General features: G+C 42.5%; 37 protein-coding genes and 1 pseudogene. All 38 read right to left on the bottom strand.

Features of this window, described 5'->3' with window-relative positions; translation table 11 throughout:
* Positions 1-126: 126 nt before the first annotated feature.
* The gene (gene rplQ, locus ACQXR1_RS21155; RefSeq protein WP_003225836.1) at positions 127-489 is read right to left on the bottom strand and encodes a 50S ribosomal protein L17; all 363 of its coding nucleotides are present in this window, start codon (positions 487-489) and stop codon (positions 127-129) included.
* Between the two features lie 78 nt (positions 490-567).
* Positions 568-1,512: a DNA-directed RNA polymerase subunit alpha gene (locus tag ACQXR1_RS21150; RefSeq protein WP_003225835.1), complete on the bottom strand. Its 945-nt coding sequence runs from the start codon at positions 1,510-1,512 to the stop codon at positions 568-570.
* 176 nt (positions 1,513-1,688) lie between these two features.
* A complete protein-coding gene (gene rpsK, locus ACQXR1_RS21145; protein ID WP_009966385.1) occupies positions 1,689-2,084 on the bottom strand; it encodes a 30S ribosomal protein S11 in 396 nt (131 codons plus the stop codon).
* A gap of 20 nt (positions 2,085-2,104) precedes the next feature.
* On the bottom strand, positions 2,105-2,470 hold the full coding sequence (gene rpsM, locus ACQXR1_RS21140; RefSeq protein ID WP_003235095.1) for a 30S ribosomal protein S13: 366 nt from the start codon (positions 2,468-2,470) through the stop codon (positions 2,105-2,107).
* Between the two features lie 22 nt (positions 2,471-2,492).
* Positions 2,493-2,606: a 50S ribosomal protein L36 gene (rpmJ, locus tag ACQXR1_RS21135; RefSeq protein WP_003156543.1), complete on the bottom strand. Its 114-nt coding sequence runs from the start codon at positions 2,604-2,606 to the stop codon at positions 2,493-2,495.
* 33 nt (positions 2,607-2,639) lie between these two features.
* Positions 2,640-2,858 carry a translation initiation factor IF-1 gene (gene infA, locus ACQXR1_RS21130; protein WP_003156508.1) on the bottom strand — a complete coding sequence of 73 codons (219 nt, stop codon included), beginning with the start codon at positions 2,856-2,858 and terminating at the stop codon, positions 2,640-2,642.
* A pseudogene (locus ACQXR1_RS21125) lies at positions 2,836-3,143 on the bottom strand (KOW domain-containing RNA-binding protein). The gene infA and the pseudogene ACQXR1_RS21125 overlap by 23 nt, the downstream one beginning before the upstream one ends.
* A 25-nt stretch (positions 3,144-3,168) precedes the next feature.
* On the bottom strand, positions 3,169-3,915 hold the full coding sequence (map, locus tag ACQXR1_RS21120; RefSeq protein WP_003225828.1) for a type I methionyl aminopeptidase: 747 nt from the start codon (positions 3,913-3,915) through the stop codon (positions 3,169-3,171).
* The gene (locus tag ACQXR1_RS21115; RefSeq protein ID WP_040081028.1) at positions 3,912-4,565 is read right to left on the bottom strand and encodes an adenylate kinase; all 654 of its coding nucleotides are present in this window, start codon (positions 4,563-4,565) and stop codon (positions 3,912-3,914) included. Before ACQXR1_RS21115 ends, map begins: the two co-directional genes overlap by 4 nt.
* Positions 4,566-4,619: 54 nt before the next feature.
* Positions 4,620-5,915 (bottom strand): preprotein translocase subunit SecY, encoded by a 1,296-nt coding sequence (gene secY / locus ACQXR1_RS21110; protein ID WP_071581919.1) that lies wholly within the window; start codon positions 5,913-5,915, stop codon positions 4,620-4,622.
* A 1-nt stretch (position 5,916) separates the two neighbouring features.
* Complete coding sequence (gene rplO, locus ACQXR1_RS21105) at positions 5,917-6,357, bottom strand: 50S ribosomal protein L15 (RefSeq protein ID WP_014662534.1); 441 nt, start codon at positions 6,355-6,357, stop codon at positions 5,917-5,919.
* Between the two features lie 30 nt (positions 6,358-6,387).
* Positions 6,388-6,567: a 50S ribosomal protein L30 gene (gene rpmD, locus ACQXR1_RS21100; RefSeq protein WP_003156497.1), complete on the bottom strand. Its 180-nt coding sequence runs from the start codon at positions 6,565-6,567 to the stop codon at positions 6,388-6,390.
* Positions 6,568-6,580: 13 nt separating this feature from the next.
* Positions 6,581-7,081: a 30S ribosomal protein S5 gene (gene rpsE, locus ACQXR1_RS21095; RefSeq protein ID WP_003328273.1), complete on the bottom strand. Its 501-nt coding sequence runs from the start codon at positions 7,079-7,081 to the stop codon at positions 6,581-6,583.
* A 24-nt stretch (positions 7,082-7,105) separates the two neighbouring features.
* A complete protein-coding gene (rplR, locus tag ACQXR1_RS21090) occupies positions 7,106-7,468 on the bottom strand; it encodes a 50S ribosomal protein L18 (protein WP_003225816.1) in 363 nt (120 codons plus the stop codon).
* 32 nt (positions 7,469-7,500) lie between these two features.
* A complete protein-coding gene (rplF, locus tag ACQXR1_RS21085) occupies positions 7,501-8,040 on the bottom strand; it encodes a 50S ribosomal protein L6 (protein WP_014662533.1) in 540 nt (179 codons plus the stop codon).
* A 29-nt stretch (positions 8,041-8,069) separates the two neighbouring features.
* On the bottom strand, positions 8,070-8,468 hold the full coding sequence (gene rpsH, locus ACQXR1_RS21080; protein WP_003241998.1) for a 30S ribosomal protein S8: 399 nt from the start codon (positions 8,466-8,468) through the stop codon (positions 8,070-8,072).
* Positions 8,469-8,499: 31 nt separating this feature from the next.
* The gene (gene rpsN, locus ACQXR1_RS21075) at positions 8,500-8,685 is read right to left on the bottom strand and encodes a 30S ribosomal protein S14 (RefSeq protein ID WP_003156488.1); all 186 of its coding nucleotides are present in this window, start codon (positions 8,683-8,685) and stop codon (positions 8,500-8,502) included.
* 22 nt (positions 8,686-8,707) lie between these two features.
* On the bottom strand, positions 8,708-9,247 hold the full coding sequence (rplE, locus tag ACQXR1_RS21070; protein ID WP_003225809.1) for a 50S ribosomal protein L5: 540 nt from the start codon (positions 9,245-9,247) through the stop codon (positions 8,708-8,710).
* A gap of 26 nt (positions 9,248-9,273) precedes the next feature.
* Complete coding sequence (gene rplX, locus ACQXR1_RS21065) at positions 9,274-9,585, bottom strand: 50S ribosomal protein L24 (protein ID WP_003156486.1); 312 nt, start codon at positions 9,583-9,585, stop codon at positions 9,274-9,276.
* 36 nt (positions 9,586-9,621) lie between these two features.
* Positions 9,622-9,990: a 50S ribosomal protein L14 gene (gene rplN / locus ACQXR1_RS21060; RefSeq protein ID WP_003225805.1), complete on the bottom strand. Its 369-nt coding sequence runs from the start codon at positions 9,988-9,990 to the stop codon at positions 9,622-9,624.
* 40 nt (positions 9,991-10,030) lie between these two features.
* The gene (rpsQ, locus tag ACQXR1_RS21055) at positions 10,031-10,294 is read right to left on the bottom strand and encodes a 30S ribosomal protein S17 (RefSeq protein WP_003225804.1); all 264 of its coding nucleotides are present in this window, start codon (positions 10,292-10,294) and stop codon (positions 10,031-10,033) included.
* Between the two features lie 22 nt (positions 10,295-10,316).
* Entirely contained in the window at positions 10,317-10,517 is a 201-nt protein-coding gene (gene rpmC / locus ACQXR1_RS21050) for a 50S ribosomal protein L29 (protein WP_003156482.1), read from the bottom strand.
* Positions 10,507-10,941 carry a 50S ribosomal protein L16 gene (gene rplP, locus ACQXR1_RS21045; RefSeq protein ID WP_003225801.1) on the bottom strand — a complete coding sequence of 145 codons (435 nt, stop codon included), beginning with the start codon at positions 10,939-10,941 and terminating at the stop codon, positions 10,507-10,509. Before rplP ends, rpmC begins: the two co-directional genes overlap by 11 nt.
* A gap of 1 nt (position 10,942) precedes the next feature.
* Complete coding sequence (rpsC, locus tag ACQXR1_RS21040; RefSeq protein WP_003242001.1) at positions 10,943-11,599, bottom strand: 30S ribosomal protein S3; 657 nt, start codon at positions 11,597-11,599, stop codon at positions 10,943-10,945.
* Positions 11,600-11,602: 3 nt separating this feature from the next.
* A complete protein-coding gene (gene rplV, locus ACQXR1_RS21035) occupies positions 11,603-11,944 on the bottom strand; it encodes a 50S ribosomal protein L22 (protein WP_014662532.1) in 342 nt (113 codons plus the stop codon).
* A gap of 16 nt (positions 11,945-11,960) precedes the next feature.
* Complete coding sequence (rpsS, locus tag ACQXR1_RS21030) at positions 11,961-12,239, bottom strand: 30S ribosomal protein S19 (RefSeq protein ID WP_003156472.1); 279 nt, start codon at positions 12,237-12,239, stop codon at positions 11,961-11,963.
* Between the two features lie 57 nt (positions 12,240-12,296).
* Positions 12,297-13,130, bottom strand: a complete 834-nt coding sequence (gene rplB, locus ACQXR1_RS21025) for a 50S ribosomal protein L2 (protein WP_003225795.1) — start codon at positions 13,128-13,130, stop codon at positions 12,297-12,299.
* A gap of 31 nt (positions 13,131-13,161) precedes the next feature.
* Positions 13,162-13,449 (bottom strand): 50S ribosomal protein L23, encoded by a 288-nt coding sequence (rplW, locus tag ACQXR1_RS21020; RefSeq protein ID WP_003156467.1) that lies wholly within the window; start codon positions 13,447-13,449, stop codon positions 13,162-13,164.
* The gene (gene rplD, locus ACQXR1_RS21015; protein ID WP_003225792.1) at positions 13,449-14,072 is read right to left on the bottom strand and encodes a 50S ribosomal protein L4; all 624 of its coding nucleotides are present in this window, start codon (positions 14,070-14,072) and stop codon (positions 13,449-13,451) included. The genes rplW and rplD overlap by 1 nt, the downstream gene beginning before the upstream one ends.
* 27 nt (positions 14,073-14,099) lie before the next feature.
* Positions 14,100-14,729: a 50S ribosomal protein L3 gene (gene rplC, locus ACQXR1_RS21010; protein ID WP_014662531.1), complete on the bottom strand. Its 630-nt coding sequence runs from the start codon at positions 14,727-14,729 to the stop codon at positions 14,100-14,102.
* Positions 14,730-14,768: 39 nt separating this feature from the next.
* On the bottom strand, positions 14,769-15,077 hold the full coding sequence (rpsJ, locus tag ACQXR1_RS21005) for a 30S ribosomal protein S10 (RefSeq protein ID WP_003156464.1): 309 nt from the start codon (positions 15,075-15,077) through the stop codon (positions 14,769-14,771).
* 236 nt (positions 15,078-15,313) lie between these two features.
* A complete protein-coding gene (locus tag ACQXR1_RS21000) occupies positions 15,314-16,270 on the bottom strand; it encodes an alpha/beta fold hydrolase (protein ID WP_430772802.1) in 957 nt (318 codons plus the stop codon).
* A 99-nt stretch (positions 16,271-16,369) separates the two neighbouring features.
* Positions 16,370-17,560, bottom strand: coding sequence for an elongation factor Tu (tuf, locus tag ACQXR1_RS20995; protein ID WP_003242008.1), 1,191 nt, complete (start codon positions 17,558-17,560; stop codon positions 16,370-16,372).
* 119 nt (positions 17,561-17,679) lie between these two features.
* Positions 17,680-19,758, bottom strand: a complete 2,079-nt coding sequence (gene fusA, locus ACQXR1_RS20990) for an elongation factor G (protein WP_014662529.1) — start codon at positions 19,756-19,758, stop codon at positions 17,680-17,682.
* Positions 19,759-19,810: 52 nt separating this feature from the next.
* Complete coding sequence (gene rpsG / locus ACQXR1_RS20985) at positions 19,811-20,281, bottom strand: 30S ribosomal protein S7 (protein ID WP_003225784.1); 471 nt, start codon at positions 20,279-20,281, stop codon at positions 19,811-19,813.
* Between the two features lie 41 nt (positions 20,282-20,322).
* Positions 20,323-20,739: a 30S ribosomal protein S12 gene (gene rpsL, locus ACQXR1_RS20980; protein WP_003225781.1), complete on the bottom strand. Its 417-nt coding sequence runs from the start codon at positions 20,737-20,739 to the stop codon at positions 20,323-20,325.
* 113 nt (positions 20,740-20,852) lie between these two features.
* Positions 20,853-21,101, bottom strand: coding sequence for a 50S ribosomal protein L7ae-like protein (locus tag ACQXR1_RS20975; protein ID WP_003242012.1), 249 nt, complete (start codon positions 21,099-21,101; stop codon positions 20,853-20,855).
* A gap of 178 nt (positions 21,102-21,279) precedes the next feature.
* Positions 21,280-24,879, bottom strand: a complete 3,600-nt coding sequence (gene rpoC / locus ACQXR1_RS20970) for a DNA-directed RNA polymerase subunit beta' (RefSeq protein WP_004399688.1) — start codon at positions 24,877-24,879, stop codon at positions 21,280-21,282.
* Between the last annotated feature and the right edge of the window lie 32 nt (positions 24,880-24,911).

The raw sequence follows: 24,911 nt of genomic DNA, 5'->3' as shown, positions 1-24,911 counted from the left end.
GAAAACCGGCCTCCTCTCAGCTAATGCTCTGCTTTTCTCTATATAAAAAGTTGCAGTATCTAAAAAAAGGGCATAGATCCAGTTAGAAACTGTCCCGCCCTTCTTTAGACACACAAAAATATGTGATTAAACCAATTCGATAATTGCCATTGGTGCTCCGTCACCACGGCGAGGACCAAGCTTCATAATACGTGTGTATCCGCCTTGGCGCTCCTCGTAACGAGTTGCAATGTCAGAGAATAATTTTTGAAGTGCATCTTGGTTATTTTCTTCGTTTGCAACCTCGTTGCGGATGTATGCAGCAGCTTGACGGCGAGCGTGAAGATCACCGCGTTTGCCAAGCGTGATCATTTTTTCAACTACAGAGCGAAGTTCTTTCGCACGTGTTTCAGTTGTTTCGATTCTTTCGTTGATGATCAAATCAGTTGTAAGATCACGAAGCATAGCTTTACGCTGTGCACTCGTACGTCCTAGTTTTCTGTATGACATGTGATGTCCCCTCCTTTATTGGAATGCTGTTTTCTGAATAATAAACACACGAAAATCCTAGTTCACAAGGGAAACTAGTCAATCGTCTTTGCGAAGTCCGAGTCCAAGTTCTTCTAGTTTCGCTTTCACTTCTTCAAGTGATTTGCGTCCTAGATTCCGAACTTTCATCATATCTTCTTCCGTCTTGTTCGCAAGCTCTTGAACCGTGTTAATACCCGCACGCTTTAAGCAGTTGTAAGAACGAACAGAAAGATCCAATTCTTCAATTGTCATTTCAAGAACTTTCTCTTTTTGATCTTCTTCTTTTTCAACCATGATTTCAGCATGTTGAGCTTCGTCAGTTAAACCAACGAATATATTAAGGTGTTCAGTTAAAATCTTTGAACCAAGCGCAATTGCTTCTTTCGGTCCAGTGCTTCCATCAGTCCAAACATCAAGTGTAAGTTTATCATAGTTTGCAACTTGGCCTACACGAGTGTTCTCTACCTGATAAGATACACGAGAAACTGGCGTATAGATAGAATCGATCGGAATCACGCCGATTGGCTGATCGTCTCTCTTGTTTGCGTCAGCAGGCGTATACCCACGTCCTCTTTGAGCAGTAAGGCGAACTCGGAAACTCGCATTCTCACCAAGAGTCGCGATATGAAGATCAGGATTTAAGATCTCTACATCACTATCGTGTGTAATATCAGCTGCCGTTACAGTTCCTTCACCCTGTACATCAATTTCTAGCGTCTTCTCTTCATCAGAGTAGATTTTCAATGCAAGCTTTTTAATGTGTAAGATAATCGTTGTAACATCTTCCACAACGCCTTCAATTGTCGAGAATTCGTGCAGTACACCATCTATCTGGATTGATGTTACAGCGGCACCAGGGAGTGAGGATAAGAGGATACGACGTAAGGAGTTACCCAGAGTTGTACCATATCCACGCTCAAGTGGCTCTACGACAAACTTACCAAATTTGGCATCGTCGCTGATTTCAACCGTTTCGATTTTTGGTTTTTCAATCTCGATCATTACTTAAAACCCTCCTTCAAAACGTCGAAACCTCGAATAGAATCATATGAGATTCCATCCGAAATTCCCCATTGTTTAGTCCCGTATGTGCTCAGGCAACGAGTCGGTGCATTCGTTTCATAAATAACTGTATCATAACCCATTATTGACAGGGACACAAAATCTATACAAACAAATTACACGCGGCGACGTTTTGGTGGACGGCATCCGTTATGAGGAACAGGAGTTACGTCTCTGATAGCAGTGACTTCTAGTCCAGCAGCTTGAAGTGCACGGATTGCAGCTTCACGGCCTGAACCAGGTCCTTTAACAGTAACCTCTAGAGTTTTAAGACCATGTTCGATTGAACCTTTAGCAGCTGTTTCTGCAGCCATTTGCGCAGCGAAAGGAGTAGATTTACGAGAACCTCTGAATCCTAAAGCTCCAGCACTAGACCAAGAAATAGCATTACCATGAGTGTCAGTGATCGTAACGATCGTGTTATTGAAAGTTGAACGAATATGAGCAATACCAGACTCAATATTCTTTTTCACGCGACGTTTACGCGTGTTAGATTTACGAGCAGCAGCCATTGTTTAAGAACCTCCCTTACTTATTTTTTCTTGTTAGCTACAGTACGACGCGGACCTTTACGAGTACGCGCATTGTTTTTAGAGTTTTGTCCGCGAACAGGTAATCCTCTGCGATGACGGATTCCGCGGTAGCTTCCGATTTCAATCAGACGTTTGATATTAAGAGAAACTTCACGGCGAAGGTCACCTTCTACTTTCAGTTTATCAATAATATCACGGATTTTACCAAGTTCTTCTTCAGTAAGATCGCGCACACGAGTATCTTCTGAAACTCCAGCTTCTTTTAAAACTTGCTGAGCCGTTGTGCGGCCAATTCCGAAGATGTATGTTAAAGAAATAACAACACGTTTGTCACGTGGGATATCTACACCAGCAATACGAGCCATTCTCTGGGCACCTCCTTATAAATTATCCTTGTTTTTGTTTATGCTTTGGATTTTCACAGATCACCATTACTTTTCCTTTTCTGCGAATAACTTTACATTTTTCGCAGATTGGTTTAACTGATGGTCTCACTTTCATGTGTTTCCAACCTCCTTCAGTTTCCGGAGTGCTTTATTTGTAACGGTACGTAATCCTGCCACGAGTTAAGTCATATGGAGATAATTCTACCGTAACTTTGTCTCCAGGTAAAATGCGAATGAAGTGCATGCGGATTTTACCAGATACATGAGCCAAAACAGTGTGGCCATTTTCAAGTTCAACTTTGAACATCGCGTTTGGCAGTGTTTCGACTATAGTACCTTCCACTTCAATTACATCGTCTTTCGCCATTCAAGTGTTCTCCCTTCATCAAATCAGTAACTTGCTTTCTGACAAATTTCAAAAGAAGTTTGTCACACGCCCTGTTTCGTTTATACTGTTCTGAACTTCCGGAGATACGCAATCATAAAGGGTTAAATGATTGATATTCTTTTTCTTAGGAGAATGAAATGTACGCTTTTCTCCGTCTGCTGTTAGTACATTGATGATGGTTAAAATTCCAACGACAAGCAGCAAGATGAATTCGGTCTTGCCAATGTTCACCCAAGCTTTCTGCCCTATCAAGCTTGAAAACATCTGTCTTCGGAATTATTTTCATCATCTAGACTCTCGTCAGTATATCAAAACCCGTTTCCGTAATCGCAATCGTATGTTCAAAATGAGCACACTTTTTCCCATCTACCGTTACAACCGTCCAGTTATCAGCCAATGTTTTCACGTAGCGGCTGCCAGCGTTCACCATAGGCTCAATAGCGAGAACCATGCCAGGTTTGAGCCGTGGTCCTTTGTTGGGTGGACCGTAATGAGGAATTTGCGGGTCCTCATGCAAGTCTTGACCAACACCATGTCCGACATACTCCCTAACAACTGAAAACTGCTCATTTTCGACATACGTTTGTATTGCGTGGGAAATATTCGACAAACGTTCACCTGGTTTTGCTTCCTGCAAGCCTTTATATAAAGACTCCTCTGTCACTTCCAGAAGTTTTTTGTCATCATCGCTGATGTTTCCTACCGGATATGTCCATGCAGAGTCACCATGATAACCATTTAATTTAGCACCGATATCAATACTGATGATGTCACCGTCCTTCAGCACCCTGCTGCCAGGAATGCCGTGAACGAGTTCTTCATTAACTGATACGCAAATGCTCCCGCGAAACCCATTATACCCCTTAAAAGATGGGATTGCACCCTGCTTCTTAATAAAACGTTCGGCAATTTGATCCAATTCTTTTGTCGAGATTCCTGGTTTAATGTGCTTTTTTAACTCTTCATGAGTTAAAGCCACGATCCGCCCTGCTTCCCGCATGATACCAAGTTCACGTGGGGTTTTACAGATAATCATTTTTTTAATCCTCCAAGAAGATCCTTCACATCTGCATAAACGTCTTGAATGTCCTGTTGGCCATTCACGTTTGCAAGATAACCTTTCTCTGAATAGAAATCGAGTAAAGGCTGAGTTTGCTTCATGTTTACCTCAAGCCGTTTAGAGACGGTTTCCTCATTATCATCTGCCCGTTGATAGAGTTCGCCTCCGTCTTTATCACAAACACCCGGCGTTTTCGGCGGATTAAAGACTAAATGATAGGTTGTGCCGCAAACACTGCAAATTCTGCGTCCAGTCAGACGTTCCATAAGAGCGTCTTTGTCGACCTCAATGTTAATGACATAATCAATCGGCTTGCCGTATTCCTCAAGAATTTCTTCAAGAGCTTCGGCTTGAGCGACTGTTCGCGGAAATCCGTCCAGAAGAAAACCTCTTTCACAATCATCTTTGCCAAGTCTTTCTTTTACAATTCCGATTGTGACTTCGTCAGGTACGAGCTCTCCCTTATCAATATAAGATTTTGCTTCGAGTCCGAGTGGTGTTTCTTCTTTCATAGCAGCACGGAACATATCTCCTGTTGAGATATGAGGAATCCCATAATCCTCAACAATTCGTTCGCCCTGTGTGCCTTTGCCGGCACCAGGAAGCCCCATTAAGACTAAGTTCATTCGGATTTCCCCCGTCCTCTCTTTATTAAGAGGGAATGGATAAATCCATTTCCTCTAGTTTTTCATAAATCCACGGTAGTTTCGTTTCACCAACTGGCTTTCTAGTTGTTTCATTGTCTCCAAGGCTACCCCGACAACAATTAACAAAGATGTTCCGCCAATTTGTGCACTTTGAGGCAATCCAGCGAATTGAATGAAAAAGATAGGAAGAATGGAAATCACGGCTAAGAATATAGAACCCACAAACGTAAGTCGATACAAAATGCTCGTAATTCTATCTTGAGTCATTTTCCCTGGACGAACCCCCGGGATATAGCCACCCTGTTTTTTAAGGTTATCAGCCATTTGTTCAGGGTTTACCTGCACAAAAGCATAAAAGTACGTAAAGGCAATAATCAACGCAACATATATCGCCATACCCACCGGATGCGTATTATCAAAGTTGTTTTGAATCCACTTTGTCACATCGTTTGTTCCAAAGAATGACGCGATCGTCCGCGGCGTTATCAAAAACGCAACCGCAAAGATTACCGGAATAACCCCTGCAGGATTCACTTTCAATGGAAGGTGTGTAGACTGACCTCCGCCAGCAGGTGAACGACCTGTGCCTTTAGCATATTGAATCGCAATTTTCCGTACGGCTTGCTGAATGAAAATAACTCCAACAATAACTGCTAAAATCGCAATCACAAGAAGTGCGATTGTCACAATATGAATAAACAACTGATCGTTGCTGCCGACAAATTGAGTCTCATATATTTGCCCAATTGTTTTTGGAATACTAGACACAATCCCCGCGAAGATAATGATCGATATTCCGTTGCCTACTCCATGAGACGTAATTTGTTCCCCAAGCCACATTAAAAAGGCAGTTCCGCCAGTGAGCACTAAAGCAATAATAAGATATGTCGATACACCGGATTTTTCGATCAGCATACCGTTTGCCAGATTGTTGAATCCATAAGACATACCTAACGCCTGGATGAACCCAAGCACAATCGTAAAGTACCTTGTGAACTGAGCTAATTTACGGCGGCCAACTTCACCTTGCTTAGACCACTCGGTAAACTTCGGTACAACATCCATCTGAAGCAGCTGAATGATGATCGAAGCCGTGATATAAGGAGTAATTCCCATTGCAAAAATGGAAAATTGGTAAAGCGCACCGCCGCCAAATGTATTAAGGAGATCAAAAACACCCATTTGAGACTGTGCCTGTAACGCTTCAGCGTTAACATAAGGCACAGGAATAAACGCACCTATGCGAAAGACGATAAGCATGAGTAAAGTGAATATGATTTTATTCCTGATATCACTCACACGCATAAAGTTGGAGATTGTTTTAAACAAGTTAGATCACCTCAGCTGTACCGCCAGCAGCTTCAACAGCTTCTTTCGCAGAAGCAGAGAATTTATTGGCTTTTACAGTTAATTTTTTCTCTAATTTACCGTTGCCAAGAATCTTTACTCCTGCATTAAGTTTGCTAATAACACCAGTCTCAAGAAGAAGTTCAGGAGTGACTTCCGTTCCTTCTGCAAAACCGTTCAATTTGTCTAGGTTGACTACAGTGTATTCCTTGCGGTTGATGTTAGTGAAACCGCGTTTAGGAAGACGTTGGAATAAAGGCATTTGTCCCCCCTCGAATCCAGGGCGTACACCGCCGCCAGAACGAGCGTTTTGACCTTTGTGACCTTTACCAGCTGTTTTACCGTTACCAGAACCAATACCACGACCTACGCGATTACGCGTTTTGCGTGAACCTTCTGAAGGTTTTAATTCATGAAGTTTCATTAGGACACCTCCTTATCCGATCAAATATTTTTATTGTTCTTTAACAGAAACTAAATGAGATACTTTATTAATCATGCCACGGATCGCAGCGTTGTCTTCATGAACAACAGTTTGGTTTGTTTTCTTTAAACCAAGTGTTCTTACAGTAACGCGTTGGTCTTCCGGGCGACCGATTACACTTCGTTTGAGGGTAATTTCTAATTTAGCCATTAATGTTCCCTCCTTATCCTAACAGTTCTTCTACAGATTTTCCACGAAGCTTCGCAACGTCTTCAGCACGTTTAAGTTCACTTAAACCTTGAAGTGTTGCACGAATCATGTTGATCGGTGTGTTAGAACCTAAAGACTTAGAAAGGATATCAGCTACACCAGCTAGCTCAAGTACCGCACGTACAGGGCCTCCAGCGATAACTCCAGTACCTTCAGAAGCAGGTTTTAACAAGATGTTACCTGCACCGAAACGTCCGATGATTTCGTGTGGAATTGTAGTTCCAACCATTGGTACTTCAATCAAATTCTTTTTCGCATCTTCAACAGCTTTGCGGATCGCTTCTGGTACTTCTTGTGCTTTACCAGTACCGAATCCTACGTGTCCGTTTTTGTCACCGACAACGACTAGAGCTGCGAAGCGGAAACGACGACCACCTTTAACAACTTTCGCTACGCGGTTAACCGTAACTAAGCGTTCTTCTAACTCTAATTTGCTTGGGTCAATACGACGCATAATCATGTGTCCCTCCTTCTTTTATTAAAATTTAAGTCCAGCTTCACGAGCGGCATCAGCCAAAGCTTTTACACGTCCATGGTATAAGTATCCGCCACGGTCAAATACTACGTCAGAAATGCCTTTTTCAGCAGCGCGTTTTGCAACTAATTCTCCAACTTTAGTAGCAGCAGAAGTATCTCCAGTGCTTTCAACGTTCAAGTCTTTATCGAGAGTAGATGCACTAGCAAGTGTTACACCATTTACATCATCGATGATTTGAGCGTAAATGTGCTTGTTAGAACGGAAAACGTTCAGACGCGGTCTTTCAGCAGTACCGGAAAGTTTAGCGCGAACACGAGCGTGTCTTTTAAGACGAGCAGCATTTTTGCTAGTTTTCGTAATCATCTAGGTCACTCCTTTCTTCACTTTAAGCGATCTTACTTAGCAGATTTACCTTCTTTACGGCGAACAACTTCACCTTCGTAGCGGATTCCTTTACCTTTGTAAGGCTCTGGAGAACGTACAGCACGGATGTTAGCAGCAATAGCTCCTACACGTTCTTTGTCTGTACCTTTTACAACTACTTTAGTTTGAGAAGGAACTTCGATTTCGATGCCTTCTTCAGGAACGATCTCAACAGGATGAGAGTATCCAACGTTTAAAACAAGTTTATTTCCGGATTTAGAAGCACGGTAACCGACACCGACTAATTCCAAACCTCTTTCAAATCCTTTAGATACACCCTCAACCATGTTGCCAAGCAGACTACGAGTCGTACCATGCAGGGCACGGTGCTCTTTTTGATCAGAAGGACGAACGACTGTAAGCACATTGTCCTCTACTTTAATCTCCATATCAGGGTGAAACGTACGAGTTAATTCTCCTTTTGGTCCTTTCACAGCTACAGTGTTGTTATCATTTAACGTTACTGTAACATCAGAAGGAATCTCAAGTAGCTTCTTACCTACACGAGACATACCAAACACCTCCATTCATGATAAACTTCTTACCAAACGTATGCTAGAACTTCTCCACCAGCTTGTTTTGCACGGGCTTCTTTGTCCGTTAAAACACCTTGTGATGTAGAAATAATCGCGATTCCAAGACCGTTAAGTACGCGAGGTACTTCATTAGATTTAGCATAAACACGCAAACCAGGCTTGCTGATTCTTTTAAGACCAGTGATAACGCGCTCGTTGTTTTGTCCGTATTTCAAGAAAACGCGGATGATACCTTGTTTGCTGTCTTCTACGAACTCAACGTCACGAATGAAACCTTCACGCTTTAAAATTTCAGCAATTTCTCTTTTCAATTTAGAAGCAGGAATTTCAAGCTTCTCATGACGTACCATGTTTGCATTGCGAATACGAGTTAGCATATCTGCAATTGGATCTGTCATAACCATTATATAATTACCTCCTTCCCTTTCTTGGGGATTACCAGCTGGCTTTTTTCACGCCAGGAATTTGTCCTTTATATGCAAGCTCACGGAAACAAATACGGCAAAGTTTAAATTTACGAATGACTGAATGCGGACGTCCGCAGCGTTCACAGCGTGTGTACTCTTGTACTTTAAACTTTGGTGTACGTTGTTGTTTCGCAATCATAGACTTTTTAGCCACGATTTCGCCTCCCTTTCATTGATTATTTCTGGAACGGCATACCTACTTGAGTTAATAGCTCACGAGCTTCTTCGTCAGTATTAGCAGTTGTTACGATAACGATGTCCATTCCTCGAACCTTTGTTACTTTATCGTAGTCAATTTCAGGGAAGATTAACTGTTCTTTGATACCAAGTGTGTAGTTACCGCGACCGTCGAAAGATTTTTTAGAAACCCCGCGGAAGTCACGTACACGCGGTAAAGATACAGAAATAAGTTTATCAAGGAAATCATACATGCGCTCTCCGCGAAGAGTTACTTTCGCACCGATAGGCATTCCCTCACGAAGACGGAATCCAGCAATTGATTTCTTCGCACGAGTAACGACAGGTTTTTGACCTGCGATAAACGTTAATTCTTCAACAGCACTGTCGATTGCTTTTGCGTTTTGAACAGCGTCACCAACACCCATGTTGATTACGATTTTTTCGATTTTAGGCACTTGCATGACTGAATCATAGTTGAATTTAGTCATTAAAGCAGGTGCAATTTCTTTATTGTACTTTTCTTTAAGGCGGTTCATGAGATAGACCTCCCTTCCTTTTAATACTATTTATCTAGAACTTGCCCAGATTTTTTTGCTACACGAACTTTTTTGCCATCTTCCACTTTGTATCCTACGCGAGTCACTTCACCTGTTTTAGGATCGAGCGGCATAACGTTTGATACATGAATTGGCGCCTCTTGATTAGAAATACCGCCTTGAGGGTTAGCTTGAGTTGGTTTAGAGTGTTTCTTTACCATGTTAACACCTTCAACTAAAACGCGGTCCTTTTTAGGGAAAGCAGCAAGGATTGTTCCTTGTTTGCCTTTATCTTTACCAGAGATAACCATAACTTTATCGCCTTTTTTTACATGCATCCTGATCGCACCTCCTTGAGTAAGGCATTTATTTCATTAGATAACTTCTGGAGCTAGAGAAACAATTTTCATAAAGTTGTTTTCACGCAATTCACGAGCAACTGGTCCGAAGATACGAGTTCCGCGTGGGCTCTTGTCGTCACGGATGATAACACATGCATTCTCATCGAAGCTGATGTATGAACCATCACTTCTGCGCGCTCCGCTTTTAGTGCGAACGATAACAGCTTTTACGACTTCACCTTTTTTGACAACGCCTCCTGGTGTTGCTTGTTTAACCGTGCAAACAATTACATCACCAATGTTAGCTGTTTTACGTCCAGAACCACCAAGAACTTTAATAGTAAGTACTTCACGTGCGCCAGAGTTGTCAGCTACTTTTAAACGAGTCTCTTGTTGAATCATTATTTGTTACCTCCCTTCGGAAAAAGAATTCCGAACTTTATTAGATAATAACAGCTTCTTCGACAACTTCAACTAGACGGAAACGCTTAGTTGCAGACAATGGACGAGTTTCCATAATCTTAACGATGTCACCGATTTTAGCTTGATTATTTTCATCATGTGCTTTGAATTTTTTTGAGTATTTTACGCGTTTACCGTAAAGTGTATGTTTTTTGTATGTCTCAACAACAACAGTGATGGTTTTATCCATTTTGTCAGAAACAACACGGCCTTGGTAAACCTTGCGTTGGTTACGTTCGCTCATGCTCACGACCTCCCCTCAGTGATTATTTATTAGCAGCAATTTCTCTTTCACGAATCACAGTTTTCATGCGCGCGATAGCTTTGCGCACTTCACGAATGCGAGCAGTATTTTCAAGTTGTCCTGTCGCTAATTGAAAGCGAAGATTGAAAAGTTCTTCTTTAAGAGACTTTACTTTTTGTTCAATTTCAGCAGTGGTAAGGTCACGAATTTCATTAGCTTTCATTTGATTCACCACCAATTTCTTCACGTTTTACGAACTTCGTTTTAATTGGCAATTTGTGAGATGCAAGACGAAGCGCTTCACGAGCAACCTCTTCAGACACACCAGAAATCTCAAATAAAACTTTGCCCGGTTTTACAACAGCTACCCAACCTTCTGGAGCCCCTTTACCGGATCCCATACGAACCTCAAGTGGTTTAGCAGTGTAAGGTTTAGAAGGGAAAATTTTGATCCAAACTTTACCGCCACGTTTCATGTAACGAGTCATCGCAATACGTGCAGCTTCGATTTGACGGTTAGTGATCCAAGAAGCTTCAAGAGCTTGGATACCGAATTCACCGAAATGTACTTCAGTACCGCCTTTCGCACGGCCACGCATTTTTCCGCGATGCTCTCTGCGATATTTAACGCGTTTTGGTAATAACATATTATTTTCCTCCTTCCTCAGTTTTCTTCTTAGTAGGAAGAACCTCTCCACGATAGATCCAGACTTTCACACCAAGCTTACCGTAAGTAGTATCAGCTTCAGATGTTGCATAGTCAATGTCCGCACGTAATGTGTGCAATGGAACAGTTCCTTCACTGTAGTATTCAGAACGAGCGATATCTGCACCGCCAAGACGACCAGAAACCATTGTTTTCACACCTTGTGCTCCAGCACGCATAGTACGTTGGATTTGTTGTTTCTGCGCACGGCGGAAAGAAACACGGTTTTCTAATTGACGAGCGATGTTGTCAGCAACTAGCTGTGCATCAAGATCTGCTCTTTTGATTTCAAGAATGTTAATGTGTACACGCTTGCCAGTAAGGCTGTTAAGGGCTTTGCGAAGTGCTTCGACTTCAGAACCGCCTTTACCGATAACCATACCAGGCTTAGCTGTGTGGATCGTAATGTTAACGCGGTTTGCTGCACGCTCGATTTCTACTTTAGAAACAGAAGCGTCAGAAAGGCGTTTGCTAATGTATTCACGAATTTTTAAATCTTCGTGCAGGAAGTCAGCGTAATCTTTACCAGCGTACCACTTAGATTCCCAATCACGAATGACTCCGATACGAAGACCGACTGGATTTACCTTTTGACCCACTACTTATCCCTCCTTCTTTTCTGATACAACGATTGTAATGTGGCTCGTACGTTTGTTGATTTGGCTCGCACGTCCCATAGCACGTGGGCGGAATCTTTTTAACGTAGGGCCTTCGTCAACGAATGCTTGAGAAATAACCAGGTTGTTAACGTCCATTTCATAGTTATGCTCAGCATTTGCAATAGCGGATTTTAATACTTTCTCGATAATTGGAGAAGCAGCTCTTGGTGTAAGGTTCAAGATTGATACTGCCTCACCTACTTGCTTGCCTCGAATCAGGTCCATTACTAGACGTGCTTTACGAGGAGCAATACGGACTGTTCTTGCAACAGCTTTAGCTTGCATTTAAAAGCCTCCTCTCTTAGCGTCTTGTTTTTTTGTCATCACTAGCATGACCTTTGTACGTACGAGTTGGAGCGAATTCACCCAACTTGTGCCCTACCATATCTTCAGAGATGAATACAGGCACGTGTTTACGTCCGTCATAGACTGCGATTGTGTGACCAATAAACTGTGGGAAAATAGTAGAACGACGAGACCAAGTTTTTACGACTTGTTTCTTGTCTGTTTCATTTAATTTCTCGATTTTAGTCATCAAGTGTCCATCGACAAATGGTCCTTTTTTTAAGCTGCGAGCCATTTTGGAACCTCCCTTCGTGATTGCACTACGGTCCGAAAAGAACCGTAGACAACCCCGTTATTTATTTTTACGACGACGTACGATAAATTTATCGGATTTGTTCTTTTTCTTACGAGTCTTGAATCCAAGAGTTGGTTTACCCCATGGAGACATTGGTGATTTACGTCCGATTGGCGCACGTCCTTCACCACCACCGTGTGGGTGATCGTTAGGGTTCATTACAGAACCACGAACTGTAGGACGGATGCCTTTCCAGCGAGAACGTCCAGCTTTACCAATGTTGATAAGTTCGTGCTGTTCGTTACCTACTTGACCGATAGAAGCACGGCAAGCAGAAAGAATCATGCGAACTTCACCAGAGTTAAGACGTACAAGAACGTATTTACCTTCTTTACCAAGAACCTGAGCAGATGTACCAGCTGAACGTACAAGCTGTCCGCCTTTACCAGGTTTTAATTCAATGTTATGCACAACTGTACCAACAGGGATGTTGATAAGTGGAAGTGCATTACCTACTTTAATGTCAGCTTCAGGACCTGACATGATTTCAGTACCCACTTGAATTCCTTTAGGAGCAAGAATGTAACGTTTTTCTCCGTCTGCATAGTTGATTAGAGCGATGTTAGCTGAACGGTTTGGATCGTATTCAACTGTAGCAACGCGTCCAGGTATACCATCTTTATCGCGTTTGAAGTCGATAACACGGTATTGGCGTTTATGTCCGCCACCTTGGTGACGTACAGTCAATTTACCTTGGTTGTTACGTCCGCCTTTTTTGTGAAGGGGAGCAAGCAAGGATTTTTCCGGCTTGTCAGTCGTGATTTCAGCAAAATCTGAAGTTGTCATGCCACGACGTCCATTAGAGGTCGGTTTATACTTTTTAATCGCCATTTTGAATTTCCCTCCTTCTTTTTACAGATAATTAAGCTTCAAAAATTTCGATTTCTTTGCTGTCTGCAGTAAGTTTTACGATCGCTTTTCTGCGACGGCTAGTCATACCAGTGTAGCGTCCAACACGTTTTGATTTACCTTTGTAGTTCATGATGTTGACTTTGTCAACTTTCACTCCAAAGATGCTTTCAACCGCGTCTTTCACTTCTGTTTTGTTAGCTCTTACATCAACTTCAAAAGTATATTTCTTTTCAGTCATTAAATCAGCAGAACGTTCAGTAATGACGGGGCGCTTTAGAACATCACGAGGATCTTTCATTATGCAAGCACCTCCTCTACTTTTTCAACCGCTGCTTTTGTAATCAGAAGCTTCTCGTGGTTGACAACGTCTAAAACGTTGATTCCGTTAGCTTCAACAACAGTAACTCCAGGAATGTTACGAGCAGATAAAGCTACTGCTTCGTTTGCATCCGCAGTTACGATTAAAGCTTTTTTCTCAACAGATAATCCTTTAAGGATAGCTGCCATTTCTTTTGTTTTAGCCGTATCAAGAGTAAGATCTTCAAGAACGATGATGTTGTTGTCGTTCACTTTAGAAGACAATACTGATTTGATTGCCAAGCGGCGAACTTTTTTAGGTAATTTATAAGAATAGCTGCGTGGTGTTGGGCCGAATACGACACCACCTCCGCGCCATTGCGGTGAACGGATTGAACCTTGACGGGCACGTCCAGTACCTTTTTGACGCCATGGTTTACGACCTCCGCCGCGTACTTCAGAACGATTTTTTACTTTGTGAGTTCCTTGACGTAAGGAAGCTCTTTGCATAAGAATAGCGTCGAATACAACACTCTCATTTGGTTCGATACCAAATACAGAAGCATTTAATTCGATGTCACCAGCAGTAGAACCGTTTTGGTTGTATAATGCTACTTTTGGCATGATCAATTTCCTCCTTTCCTAAGAGAGTTATTTAGATTTAACAGCACTTTTAACAGTGATTAAAGTTTTCTTCGCACCAGGTACGTTACCTTTGATCAAAAGAAGATTGCGTTCTGCATCAACTTTTACGATTTCAAGGTTTTGAACAGTGATTTGCTCTCCGCCCATACGTCCAGGTAATAATTTACCTTTGAATACACGGTTAGGATCTACAGGTCCCATTGAACCAGGACGACGGTGGTAGCGTGAACCGTGAGACATAGGTCCGCGAGATTGTCCGTGGCGCTTGATCGCACCTTGGAAACCTTTACCTTTAGATACTCCTGTTACATCTACGATTTCTCCAGCAGAGAAAATTTCAACCTTGACTTCCTGACCAACTTCATACGCATCCATTTCCACTCCGCGTAATTCTTTAACGAAGCGCTTAGGAGCAGTTTCCGCTTTTGCAACGTGTCCTTTTTCAGGTTTGTTAGAAAGCTTTTCACGCTTGTCGTCAAAACCAAGCTGGATTGCTTCGTAACCGTCGTTTTCAGCTGTTTTCTTTTGAAGAACAACGTTTGGAGCAGCCTCGATAACAGTTACCGGAATAAGATCACCGTTCTCAGCGAATACTTGCGTCATACCAATTTTTCTTCCTAAGATTCCTTTGGTCATTCGTCACACCTCCTATTAAGATCATTCTATATTTTAGAATTAAAGTTTAATTTCGATATCGACACCAGATGGTAAGTCTAATCGCATAAGAGCATCAACAGTTTGTGGTGTTGGGTTCACAATGTCGATTAAACGTTTATGTGTACGCATTTCAAATTGCTCACGAGAATCTTTGTATTTGTGCACCGCACGAAGGATTGTGTAAACTGATTTTTCAGTTGGCAACGGAATCGGACCAGATACGCTGGCACCAGAACGTTTTGCCGTTTCAACAATCTTCTCTGCAGATTGATCAAGGATTCTATGATCATATGCTTTCAAACGAATACGAATTTTTTGTTTTGCCATTATTTTCCCTCCTTTTCGCCTACATCACGTTAGACAGTTCTCCGCGAGAAAAACCTGAACACCTTGCCATGGCAAAGCGGCCGGGTGTGTCAGCAACCTCTCACTTCATCGCAGTCAAAGACCAACATACACCATTATACAGAAAATAGGCGTATGTTGCAAGACTTATTTAAAATATGCATGGTTTGCACACTTTTTATATTATACAGTGGTTTTTCTTATTTATCAAGGACCTATCATAAATGGTACCGTGCATGACGACTTAGTGTACTAGCGAATAATGACGGCTCTTCAATATGCGGGGTATGAGCTGAATTCTCAAATTGAATCCAGCGCTTTTCGGGCGCCACAAGTTCTTGATAATACTGTTTCGATATTTCAGCTGGAACAATCAAGTCATGTTTCCCTGAAATGAAAACACACGGTACTTTAATAGAAGGAACAGATCTAAAAGCATTAAACCTGTACAACTCATCTGTTAAATGTTTTTTGCTGAAGCGCAGTCCATTGAGGACGCTATGAATGTTTCGCACACCATACTCATTACCAGTAAGCATTTGAAATAAAACAGCAAGAGAATGTCGATGCAGGCGAGTGAATCCTCCTCTGCTTACCTCAACGCAAAATCGATAGATAAGATGCTGGATATCCTGCTTCCAAGGCGGAGCACCAATGAAACGTGTTAGCAAAGATAATATGCTGGCTTTTTTTTCTTCAGAAGTTTTACGAATATGTCGATAAGCAGTTGATTCTTCATCGTGAGGACTGACAACCTGACTGATTCCATAATAAGCGTAAAACAAGTCCGGGCGCTGCTGCACTACATGAAGCGCCAGCATTGACCCCCAAGAATGACCGGCCAGATATAGTTTTGTTTTTGAAAAGTGAGCTAAGAGCCATTGAGTGACATGGATTGTATCTTTAATGAAGTGATTTATTGTCATGGAGTGTTGCGAAATTCGTTTAGAATATGAAAGCCCTGATCCTCTCTGATCCCAATGAACTACAGTGAAATACCGTTCCAGCTCTTTTTGATAATGTCTAATGTATCCGATTTGCGGCGTACCCGGCCCGCCATGTAAAAAAAGCAGCAATGGATTTTCAATATCAGCTCCATTAATCATCAGCATTTGCTTTGTATTTTCAATGCTCAGTTCTTTCATGATTGCGATTGATCTCTTTTCAGGAATCATAGATAGTAGCCCCTCGAATATGATAGATCCTATTATACAAGAAAAAGATAAGCAAACAAAAAACGAGACCCGCAGGGGGTCTCGTTTAAAATCATACTATTACTCAGTGATTGTAGAAACAACGCCTGAACCAACAGTACGTCCGCCTTCACGAATAGAGAAACGAGTTCCTTCTTCGATAGCGATTGTAGAGATAAGTTCAACGTTCATTTCAGTGTTATCTCCAGGCATAACCATTTCTACGCCTTCTGGAAGATGGATGATACCAGTTACGTCAGTTGTACGGAAGTAGAACTGAGGACGGTAGTTAGAGAAGAATGGAGTGTGACGTCCACCCTCTTCTTTAGAAAGAACGTAAACTTCAGCTTTGAATTTGCTGTGTGGAGTGATTGTACCTGGTTTAGCAAGTACTTGACCACGTTGGATTTCTTCACGAGATACACCACGAAGAAGGGCACCAATGTTGTCACCAGCTTCAGCATAATCAAGAAGCTTACGGAACATTTCAACACCTGTAACAGTTGTTTTCTTGTTCTCTTCTTGTAGACCGATGATTTCAACTTCGTCACCGACTTTAACTTGTCCGCGTTCTACACGTCCAGTCGCTACTGTACCACGACCAGTGATTGAGAATACGTCCTCAACTGGCATCATGAATGGTTTTTCAGTGTCGCGTTCTGGAGTTGGGATGTACTCATCAACCGCATCCATAAGTTCGAAGATTTTAGCTTCGTACTCAGCGTCACCTTCAAGAGCTTTAAGAGCAGAACCTTTGATTACTGGTACATCATCACCAGGGAAGTCGTATTCGCTAAGAAGATCGCGAACTTCCATTTCAACTAGTTCAAGAAGCTCTTCGTCGTCTACCATGTCGCATTTGTTTAAGAATACAACGATGTATGGTACACCAACGTTTTTAGAAAGAAGGATGTGCTCACGAGTTTGTGGCATTGGGCCATCAGCAGCAGATACTACAAGGATAGCTCCGTCCATTTGCGCAGCACCAGTGATCATGTTTTTAACATAGTCAGCGTGTCCTGGGCAGTCAACGTGTGCATAGTGACGAGTTTCAGTTTCGTACTCAACGTGTGCAGTAGAGATTGTGATACCGCGCTCACGTTCTTCTGGAGCACCATCAATTTGATCGTACGCCATAGCTGTACCTTTACCAGATTTCTTATGAAGTACTGTTGTGATAGCAGCAGTTAAAGTTGTTTTACCATGGTCAACGTGTCCAATTGTACCAATATTGGCATGTGATTTGGAACGGTCGAATTTTTCTTTAGCCATTCTAAAATCCTCCTTAAGAGCTTTTAATTAGTAATGTATAGAGTGATAGGAAGTGAAAGAAAGCTTTCACTTCCTCATCTTACAATAGTAGTTATACTTGAGTTAAGCGGCAAAATCAATTATTCGCCTTTATTTTTTTTGATAATTTCTTCAGAAACGCTCTTCGGCACTTCTTCGTAGTGATCCATGAACATAGTGAACGTACCGCGACCTTGCGTATTAGAACGAAGTGCAGTAGCGTAACCGAACATTTCAGCAAGAGGAACCATAGCACGAACAACTTGAGCGTTACCGCGTGCTTCCATACCTTCTACGCGTCCGCGACGTGAAGTGATATCACCCATGATATCTCCCATGTATTCTTCTGGAATAACCACTTCTACTTTCATGATTGGTTCAAGAAGAACTGGGTTACATTTGCTGACTGCATTTTTCAATGCCATAGAAGCAGCAACTTTAAATGCCATTTCGTTTGAGTCAACATCATGGTAAGAACCGTCGAAAAGTTTAGCTTTAATGTCGATAAGCGGGAAGCCTGCTAGTACACCATTTTCAAGTGCATCTTCCAGACCTGCTTGAACAGCTGGGATGTATTCACGAGGAACGACCCCACCAACAATCGCATTTTCAAATTCAAAGCCCGCGCCTTCTTCGTTTGGTTCGAATTCGATCCAAACGTGTCCGAACTGACCGCGTCCACCAGACTGACGTACAAATTTACCTTCAACTTTTGCACCGGTACGGAATGTTTCACGGTACGCAACTTGAGGAGCACCAACATTGGCTTCTACTTTAAATTCGCGCTTCATACGGTCAACAATGATATCAAGGTGAAGTTCACCCATACCAGAGATGATCGTTTGGCCAGTTTCTGGGTTTGTTTGAGTACGGAATGTAGGATCTTCTTCAGCAAGTTTCGCTAAAGCGATACCCATTTTATCTTGGTCAGCTTTTGATTTAGGCTCAATAGCAACGTCGATAACTGGTTCTGGGAATTCCATTGACTCAAGGATAACAAGATCCTTCTCATCACATAGAGTATCTCCAGTAGTTGTATCTTTTAGACCTACAGCAGCTGCGATATCCCCTGCGTATACAGTAGAGATTTCTTCACGGCTGTTAGCGTGCATTTGAAGAATACGTCCAACACGCTCACGTTTGCCTTTAGTAGAGTTTTTCACGTATGAACCGGAATCAAGTGTTCCAGAGTACACACGGAAGAACGTCAACTTACCAACGTAAGGGTCAGTCATAACTTTAAATGCTAATGCAGAGAATGGCTCTTCATCAGAAGAATGACGCTCAATCTCTTCATTTGTATCAGGACGTGTACCTTTGATTGCAGCAACGTCAGTTGGTGCAGGAAGGTAGTCAAGAACAGCATCAAGTACGAGTTGAACACCTTTGTTTTTGAAAGCAGAACCAACAAGAACAGGGTAGAATTCAACATTTAATGTACCTTTACGGATACCTGCTTTTAACTCGTCAATTGTGATTTCTTCACCCTCAAGGTATTTATCCATAAGCTCTTCATCAAGCTCACATACAGCTTCAATAAGGCTGTTGCGAAGCTCTTCAGCTTGCTCTTTATACTCTTCAGGGATTTCTTTTGCATCAGAACGAGTTCCGAGGTCATCTTCGTAGAAATACGCAACGTTTTCTACAAGGTCGATGATACCTTCGAAATTATCTTCAGCACCGATCGGCAATTGAATTGCATGAGCGTTTGCTTGAAGACGATCTCTTAAAGTTCCTACAGAGTAAAGGAAGTCTGCACCGATTTTGTCCATTTTGTTAACAAAAACGATACGCGGTACTCCGTAAGTTGTTGCCTGACGCCAAACAGTTTCTGTTTGAGGCTCAACGCCTGATTGCGCGTCAAGTACAGCAACAGCACCATCAAGTACACGAAGAGAACGTTCAACTTCAACTGTGAAGTCTACGTGTCCTGGAGTATCGATGATGTTTACGCGGTATCCTTTCCACTGTGCAGTTGTCGCAGCGGAAGTGATTGTGATACCACGTTCTTGTTCCTGCTCCATCCAGTCCATTTGTGAAGCTCCTTCATGAGTTTCGCCAATTTTGTGGATACGACCAGTATAGAACAAGATACGTTCTGTAGTAGTCGTTTTACCGGCATCAATGTGAGCCATGATCCCGATATTACGAGTTTTGTCTAAGGAGAACTCTCTTGCCATTGGGTAATTTCTCCTTCCTTATTGGGAAATTGTGTTTTTTAGTATATAAATCCTACCAACGATAGTGAGCAAATGCTTTGTTTGCTTCAGCCATCTTATGAGTATCTTCACGTTTCTTAACAGCAGCACCAGTGTTGTTAGCTGCGTCAAGGATTTCGTTAGCTAAACGCTCTTCCATCGTTTTTTCTCCACGAAGACGAGCGTAGTTTACTAACCAGCGAAGTCCAAGAGTCGTACGACGTTCAGGACGAACTTCTACAGGAACTTGGTAGTTCGCACCACCTACACGGCGTGCTTTTACTTCAAGTACAGGCATGATGTTTTTCAATGCTTGTTCGAAAACCTCCATTGCATCATTGCCAGTACGTTCTTTAATGATATCGAATGACTTGTATAGGATTGTTTGAGACTTACCTTTTTTACCATCGATCATCATTTTGTTGATTAGACGAGATACAAGCTTAGAGTTGTAAATCGGATCAGGTAAAACGTCTCTTTTTGCTACAGGACCTTTACGTGGCATCTGAATATCCTCCCTTCATCAATTATGCGTATTTTCGTTTATTATTTTGCTTTAGGTTTTTTCGTACCGTATTTAGAACGGCCTTGTGCACGGTTTTCAACTCCAGCAGTATCAAGCGCACCACGAACGATGTGGTAACGTACCCCTGGTAAGTCTTTTACACGTCCACCGCGGATAAGTACAACACTGTGCTCTTGCAGGTTGTGACCGATACCAGGAATGTAAGCAGTAACCTCGATTCCGTTAGTCAAACGAACACGAGCATATTTACGAAGTGCTGAGTTCGGTTTTTTCGGTGTCATTGTACCAACACGAGTACATACCCCGCGTTTTTGTGGAGAAGATACGTTAGTGTGCTCTTTTTTAAAGCTGTTGTATCCTTTGTTAAGTGCAGGAGACTTTGAGTTTTCTACTTTACTCACGCGTCCTTTGCGAATTAGCTGATTAATTGTAGGCATGATTTTTTCCTCCCTTCATTACGTTTTATAACCCACATACCCAGGTGGTTCATCAAAAGGCAAAAAACAATGTCTTTACACAAGATGGAATCTTACGCAAAAACAAAAGTACGTTATAAAATAATGGCAACAGCGGCTGCTCCTACCTCAATTCCGCAGGCTTTGCCGAGCTTTTTCATGGATTCAACCATTAAGACAGAGATACCTTGATCTTCCGCAAGTGAAACAACACTTGACGTAAGTATCGGATCTGCGTCCTTTGCAACGACTACTTCCTTTACTGAACCTCGCTTTAGAGCTTTCACTGTTTGCTTCGTACCAATAATAATTGATTTGGCCTGTGATACTTTATCATAAGACATAAACATATCCTCCAAAGTAACAGGTTTATTTCGAGCACCTTGGTTATATTATCATTCTAGGAGACGAATGTCAACAAGGTATGACATTTTTTAGTTTCTATCTTCTCATAGAGTGACTTTTTAATAAATATATCTGCTGAAAGACTGCAAAAACAGTCTTTCAGCAGAATGAAATCAGTTATTCAACCGGAACCATATCGTCAGTCGGCTGAACATTTGATACTGGTTTTACTTTACGGTATTTCATCATTCCTGTACCAGCTGGAACAAGCTTACCGATGATAACATTCTCTTTCAAGCCGAGAAGCTCGTCACGCTTACCTTTGATCGCTGCATCTGTAAGGACACGCGTTGTTTCCTGGAAGGAAGCAGCAGATAAGAATGAATCAGTTTCAAGAGATGCTTTTGTAATACCGAGTAAGACAGGACGGCCTGTAGCAGGTCGATTGCCTTCGAGCAACACCTTTTTGTTCGCTTCAGTAAATTGGTGGATGTCAAGCAATGTACCTGGAAGCACATCAGTGTCACCGGCATCAATTACGCGTACTTTACGAAGCATCTGGCGAACCATTACTTCTACGTGTTTATCACCGATTTCAACACCCTGCATACGGTAAACCTTTTGAACCTCATGGAGAAGATACTCTTGAACAGTCGTCAGGTCAGTCACTTTAAGAAGTTCTTTCGGATCAATTGAACCTTCTGTCAGTACTTGGCCACGAGTAATTTTATCTCCTTCCGCTACTTTCAGGCGGGAGTTGTAAGGTGCCGTATAAGAACGTGTTTCCACTGCTCCTTGAACCACAATTTCCTGCTGCTTATCACGAACTTCATTAATCTCAACGACTGTACCGTCGATTTCTGTAATTGTTGCCTGACCTTTCGGATTACGCGCTTCGAAAAGCTCTTGGATACGCGGAAGACCCTGTGTGATATCGTCTCCGGCAACCCCGCCTGTATGGAATGTACGCATTGTTAACTGTGTACCAGGCTCACCGATTGATTGGGCAGCAATGATTCCGACAGCTTCACCGACTTCAACATCGGAGCCAGTTGCAAGATTTCGGCCATAGCATCGTTTACATACACCATGAGGCGTATTACATGTGAAGGCAGAACGGATCCACACTTCTTCAATGCCAGCTTCGACAATCTCCAGCGCCTTATCTTCATCGATTAGTTCGTTTTCATTCACAAGCACTTCACCTGTTTCAGGGTGCTTCACTTGTTTTCGTGCAAAACGGCCGATTAAGCGTTCTTCTAAGCGCTCAATTGTTTCAGTTCCTTCTTTAAGAGGCTTAGCAAGAATGCCTCGGTCAGTTCCGCAATCAGTTTCACGGATGATAACATCCTGCGCAACGTCAACGAGACGGCGTGTAAGGTAACCTGAGTCAGCAGTTTTAAGAGCGGTATCGGCAAGACCTTTACGCGCACCGTGTGTGGAGATAAAGTACTCCAATACTGTCAGACCTTCACGGAAACTTGATTTGATCGGCAACTCAATGATACGTCCAGCCGGGTTGGCCATCAGACCGCGCATTCCGGCAAGCTGCGTAAAGTTAGATGCGTTACCACGGGCACCAGAGTCACTCATCATGTAGATCGGGTTGAGTTCATCAAGTGATTTCATCAGTTTGCCTTGGATAACGTCTTTTGCAGCACTCCAGATAGAGATGACTCTCTCATAGCGTTCTTCTTCAGTGATAAGACCGCGGCGGAACTGCTTCATAACGTTGTCAACTTTGCTTTGCGCTTCTTCAAGAATTTCTTGTTTATCATCGAGTACGACGATGTCAGAAACCCCAACTGTAATACCAGCTTTTGTTGAATATTTGAAACCTAGGTTTTTCATGCGGTCAAGCATTTTAGACGTTTCCGTGATATGGAATCGTTTAAAGATTTCCGCGATGATTTTACCCAGAATACCTTTTTTGAACGGTGCATTGATTGGCTGCTGTGCGATGACAGCTTTAACGTCAGCACCTTTTTCCAAGAAGAAACGGTCAGGTGTTTTCTCTTCAATGTTGCTCTTCGTTGGTTCATTCATGTAAGGGAATGATTCCGGAAGAATTTCATTGAAGACAAGCTTACCGACAGTTGTAATTAACAATTTTGAGCGCTGTTCTTCGGTAAATGTCACATTCTTAAGGGAGTTAGCTGCAACAGCTACTCTCGTATGAAGGTGAACATATCCGTTTTGATAAGCAAGAAGCGCTTCGTCTGTATTCTTGAAGACCATGCCTTCACCGACAGCACCGGCACGCTCAAGTGTCAGGTAATAGTTACCAAGTACCATATCCTGAGACGGTGTTACAACCGGTTTACCATCTTTAGGGTTCAAGATGTTTTGAGCAGCAAGCATCAAGATGCGTGCTTCAGCTTGTGCTTCAGCAGATAATGGTACGTGAACCGCCATTTGGTCACCGTCAAAGTCAGCGTTGTAAGCTGTACATACGAGCGGGTGAAGGCGGATTGCGCGTCCTTCAACAAGCGTTGGTTCAAACGCCTGAATACCTAATCTGTGAAGTGTAGGGGCACGGTTCAGCAGTACTGGGTGCTCCTTAATAACTGATTCTAATACATCCCAAACTTCAGGCTGTACGCGCTCAATTTTGCGTTTCGCACTCTTAATGTTGTGAGCAAGACCCTTTTCAACAAGTTCTTTCATAACGAAAGGCTTGAAGAGTTCAAGCGCCATTTCCTTCGGTAATCCGCATTGGTACATTTTCAAATGAGGACCAACAACGATTACAGAACGTCCGGAGTAATCGACACGTTTACCAAGAAGGTTTTGACGGAAACGGCCTTGCTTCCCTTTCAACATGTGAGAAAGAGATTTTAACGGTCTGTTACCAGGACCTGTTACAGGGCGTCCGCGGCGGCCGTTGTCAATTAAGGCATCGACAGCCTCTTGAAGCATACGCTTTTCGTTTTGAACGATGATGCTTGGCGCACCAAGGTCCAGAAGGCGTTTCAAACGATTGTTACGGTTGATGACACGACGATAAAGATCGTTCAAATCAGAAGTCGCAAAACGTCCGCCATCTAGCTGAACCATCGGTCTAAGCTCCGGAGGAATAACAGGAAGCACATCAAGGATCATCCAAGAAGGCTTGTTTCCTGAGTTACGGAAGGCTTCTAAAACTTCAAGACGTTTGATCGCACGAGTACGTCGTTGTCCTTGTGAAGTTTTCAGCTCTTCTTTTAACATATCAACTTCTTTTACAAGATCGATATCTTGAAGAAGTTTATGAATTGCTTCAGCACCCATAGATGCTTGGAATTTATTACCGTATTTATCAAGATAAGCACGGTATTCTTTCTCAGACAGAAGCTGTTTCTTTTCAAGCGGTGTATTTGCCGGGTCAGTTACAACGTAAGAAGCAAAGTAAATCACTTCTTCTAAAGCACGAGGTGACATATCCAGCACAAGACCCATACGGCTTGGAATACCTTTGAAATACCAAATGTGAGAAACTGGGGCAGCCAGTTCAATGTGCCCCATTCTCTCACGACGGACTTTAGCCCGTGTTACTTCGACTCCGCAGCGGTCACAAACTACGCCTTTATAACGAACTCGCTTGTACTTCCCGCAATGACATTCCCAGTCCTTAGTCGGTCCGAAAATGCGTTCGCAGAATAGACCGTCCTTTTCAGGTTTTAACGTACGATAGTTTATCGTTTCAGGCTTTTTCACTTCACCAAAAGACCATGAACGGATTTTATCCGGTGAAGCAAGACCGATGTTCATATACTCAAAATTGTTCACATCTAGCAAGGGGCCTACCTCCCTTTTTATCTTCGGATTAA

Origin of the sequence: Bacillus sp. ATD (genome assembly GCF_050585765.1) — a bacterium.
Lineage (GTDB): Bacteria > Bacillota > Bacilli > Bacillales > Bacillaceae > Bacillus > Bacillus stercoris.
This window is presented reverse-complemented; position numbering and strand designations above follow the sequence as displayed.

Excerpts from the sequence above, each read along its gene's own strand:
- rplQ (WP_003225836.1), bottom strand. The coding sequence starts at position 489 with ATGTCATACAGAAAACTAGGACGTACGAGTGCACAGCGTAAAGCTATG.
- ACQXR1_RS21150 (WP_003225835.1), bottom strand. The coding sequence starts at position 1,512 with ATGATCGAGATTGAAAAACCAAAAATCGAAACGGTTGAAATCAGCGAC.
- rpsK (WP_009966385.1), bottom strand. The coding sequence starts at position 2,084 with ATGGCTGCTGCTCGTAAATCTAACACGCGTAAACGTCGCGTGAAAAAG.
- rpsM (WP_003235095.1), bottom strand. The coding sequence starts at position 2,470 with ATGGCTCGTATTGCTGGTGTAGATATCCCACGTGACAAACGTGTTGTT.
- rpmJ (WP_003156543.1), bottom strand. The coding sequence starts at position 2,606 with ATGAAAGTGAGACCATCAGTTAAACCAATCTGCGAAAAATGTAAAGTT.
- infA (WP_003156508.1), bottom strand. The coding sequence starts at position 2,858 with ATGGCGAAAGACGATGTAATTGAAGTGGAAGGTACTATAGTCGAAACA.
- map (WP_003225828.1), bottom strand. The coding sequence starts at position 3,915 with ATGATTATCTGTAAAACCCCACGTGAACTTGGTATCATGCGGGAAGCA.
- ACQXR1_RS21115 (WP_040081028.1), bottom strand. The coding sequence starts at position 4,565 with ATGAACTTAGTCTTAATGGGGCTTCCTGGTGCCGGCAAAGGCACACAG.
- rplO (WP_014662534.1), bottom strand. The coding sequence starts at position 6,357 with ATGAAACTTCATGAATTAAAACCTTCAGAAGGTTCACGCAAAACGCGT.
- rpmD (WP_003156497.1), bottom strand. The coding sequence starts at position 6,567 with ATGGCTAAATTAGAAATTACCCTCAAACGAAGTGTAATCGGTCGCCCG.
- rpsE (WP_003328273.1), bottom strand. The coding sequence starts at position 7,081 with ATGCGTCGTATTGACCCAAGCAAATTAGAGTTAGAAGAACGCTTAGTT.
- rplR (WP_003225816.1), bottom strand. The coding sequence starts at position 7,468 with ATGATTACGAAAACTAGCAAAAATGCTGCTCGTCTTAAAAGACACGCT.
- rplF (WP_014662533.1), bottom strand. The coding sequence starts at position 8,040 with ATGTCTCGTGTAGGTAAGAAGCTACTTGAGATTCCTTCTGATGTTACA.
- rpsH (WP_003241998.1), bottom strand. The coding sequence starts at position 8,468 with ATGGTTATGACAGATCCAATTGCAGATATGCTAACTCGTATTCGCAAT.
- rplE (WP_003225809.1), bottom strand. The coding sequence starts at position 9,247 with ATGAACCGCCTTAAAGAAAAGTACAATAAAGAAATTGCACCTGCTTTA.
- rplX (WP_003156486.1), bottom strand. The coding sequence starts at position 9,585 with ATGCATGTAAAAAAAGGCGATAAAGTTATGGTTATCTCTGGTAAAGAT.
- rplN (WP_003225805.1), bottom strand. The coding sequence starts at position 9,990 with ATGATTCAACAAGAGACTCGTTTAAAAGTAGCTGACAACTCTGGCGCA.
- rpsQ (WP_003225804.1), bottom strand. The coding sequence starts at position 10,294 with ATGAGCGAACGTAACCAACGCAAGGTTTACCAAGGCCGTGTTGTTTCT.
- rpmC (WP_003156482.1), bottom strand. The coding sequence starts at position 10,517 with ATGAAAGCTAATGAAATTCGTGACCTTACCACTGCTGAAATTGAACAA.
- rplP (WP_003225801.1), bottom strand. The coding sequence starts at position 10,941 with ATGTTATTACCAAAACGCGTTAAATATCGCAGAGAGCATCGCGGAAAA.
- rplV (WP_014662532.1), bottom strand. The coding sequence starts at position 11,944 with ATGCAAGCTAAAGCTGTTGCAAGAACAGTCCGTATTGCTCCTCGTAAA.
- rpsS (WP_003156472.1), bottom strand. The coding sequence starts at position 12,239 with ATGGCTCGCAGCTTAAAAAAAGGACCATTTGTCGATGGACACTTGATG.
- rplB (WP_003225795.1), bottom strand. The coding sequence starts at position 13,130 with ATGGCGATTAAAAAGTATAAACCGACCTCTAATGGACGTCGTGGCATG.
- rplW (WP_003156467.1), bottom strand. The coding sequence starts at position 13,449 with ATGAAAGATCCTCGTGATGTTCTAAAGCGCCCCGTCATTACTGAACGT.
- rplD (WP_003225792.1), bottom strand. The coding sequence starts at position 14,072 with ATGCCAAAAGTAGCATTATACAACCAAAACGGTTCTACTGCTGGTGAC.
- rplC (WP_014662531.1), bottom strand. The coding sequence starts at position 14,729 with ATGACCAAAGGAATCTTAGGAAGAAAAATTGGTATGACGCAAGTATTC.
- rpsJ (WP_003156464.1), bottom strand. The coding sequence starts at position 15,077 with ATGGCAAAACAAAAAATTCGTATTCGTTTGAAAGCATATGATCATAGA.
- ACQXR1_RS21000 (WP_430772802.1), bottom strand. The coding sequence starts at position 16,270 with ATGATTCCTGAAAAGAGATCAATCGCAATCATGAAAGAACTGAGCATT.
- tuf (WP_003242008.1), bottom strand. The coding sequence starts at position 17,560 with ATGGCTAAAGAAAAATTCGACCGTTCCAAATCACATGCCAATATTGGT.
- fusA (WP_014662529.1), bottom strand. The coding sequence starts at position 19,758 with ATGGCAAGAGAGTTCTCCTTAGACAAAACTCGTAATATCGGGATCATG.
- rpsG (WP_003225784.1), bottom strand. The coding sequence starts at position 20,281 with ATGCCACGTAAAGGTCCTGTAGCAAAAAGAGACGTTTTACCTGATCCG.
- rpsL (WP_003225781.1), bottom strand. The coding sequence starts at position 20,739 with ATGCCTACAATTAATCAGCTAATTCGCAAAGGACGCGTGAGTAAAGTA.
- ACQXR1_RS20975 (WP_003242012.1), bottom strand. The coding sequence starts at position 21,101 with ATGTCTTATGATAAAGTATCACAGGCCAAATCAATTATTATTGGTACG.